Source organism: Segeticoccus rhizosphaerae (assembly GCF_009192725.1).
Taxonomy (GTDB): domain Bacteria; phylum Actinomycetota; class Actinomycetes; order Actinomycetales; family Dermatophilaceae; genus Segeticoccus; species Segeticoccus rhizosphaerae.
The window spans coordinates 1-1,532 of sequence record NZ_VOHR01000538.1; the positions used below are offsets into that span (position 1 = coordinate 1).

General features: G+C 71.0%; 1 protein-coding gene. It reads left to right on the forward strand.

Annotated features, from left to right (window positions below; all coding sequences use genetic code 11):
• A partial coding sequence (locus FRW57_RS21445) for a PhoX family protein (RefSeq protein WP_152187021.1) occupies nt 1–1,420 on the forward strand: 1,420 nt, incomplete at its 5' end.
• Nucleotides 1,421–1,532 lie beyond the last annotated feature (112 nt).

The window sequence follows — 1,532 nt, forward strand, 5'->3', positions numbered from 1 at the left end:
AGCGGCCGGTGGCGCGCTGCTCGCCGGACCCTTCTCCGGCCTGGTGGCCGGGCAGGCGCTGGCCGCCCCCCGGTCAGCGCAGCGGGCCCTGCGGCCGATCCCGGACCTGCGCGACGGCAAGGTGCGACTGCACCTACCGGCCGGCTTCTCCTACCGGTCGTTCCACGACACCGAGCAGCCGGTGGTCCTCGACGACGGCACCGTCCTGCCGGGCAGGCACGACGGGATGGGGGCCTTCCGCGGGCCGGGCGGCAACGTCGTGCTGATCCGCAACCACGAGGTCAACGGACCGGGCCCGGCGTTCGGCCCGACCACGCCGTATGACCCGATGGCCCAGGGCGGCACCACGACCATCGAGGTCAGCCACACGGGTGAGGTCGTCACGGCTCGCACCAGTCTCAGCGGCACGATGATGAACTGCAGCGGCGGCATCATGCCGTGGGGCAGCTGGGTGACCTGTGAGGAGACGGTCAACGGGCCGGATGTCGGCGCGGACTTCACCGGCACGCCCAACACCGCGCTGACCCAGCCGCACGGCTACCTCTTCGAGGTGCCGGCGGACGGTGTGTCGGCCGCGGAGCCCCTCACCCGGGCAGGCCGGTTCGCCCACGAGGCGGTCTCTTTCGACCCGCGTGAGGGGGTCCTCTACCTCACCGAGGACAACTTCGGCTTCCCGTCCGGTTTCTACCGTTACCGGCCGCGCCGCAACCCGATGCAGACCGGCCGTCTGGACAATGACGGCCAGCTGCAGATGCTTGCCGTGAAGGGTGAGCCCAACGCCAATCTTGCCGCCTCCCAACGCAAGCGGGCGACATACCAGGCCCATTGGGTCGACATCGACGACCCGTCGCCGACCTTCCCCTACACACCCGGTGCACCGGCGCCCACGGCCAACGACGACGCGATCTGCTACGTCGGCAACCAGGGCCGAGCTCGCGGCGCCGCGTTGTTCTCGCGGCTGGAGGGGCAGGTGCACGAGGACGGAGTCATCTACTTCTGCTCGACCCAGGGTGGTGGCGCGGAGGAGTCGGGACCCTCGGACACCGTCGGTGGCTATGGCAACGGGCACGGCCAGGTGTGGGCCTACGACACCCGGTCCGAGCGGCTTCAGCTGCTCTTCGAGTCGCCGGGGGCCGACGTGCTGGACTTCCCCGACAACATCACGAGCAGCAGGCGCGGCACGCTCGTCGTCTGCGAGGACAACGATGACGACAACTACCTGCGCGGGCTGAGCCGGGGCGGGCAGCTGTCCGACATCGCGCTCAACCGGGTGGCGAGCGCGAACGGTCGCGAGCGCTACGACGACGAGTTCGCCGGGTCCACCTTCAGCCCGGACGGCCGGACCCTGTTCGTCAACATCCAGGCCAGTGCCGGTATGACGTTCGCCATCTGGGGACCCTGGCATCGCATCGGGGTGTGACGGCGGCGGCGGGCGGGCCGGGTCGAGCTCCGGCTCGCACCGGGCCGGATCCGGGCCGGAACCAGCGTTGCTCAGGCGCGGCCCAGGCGCCGCGACACCTCGGTCGCGGCGA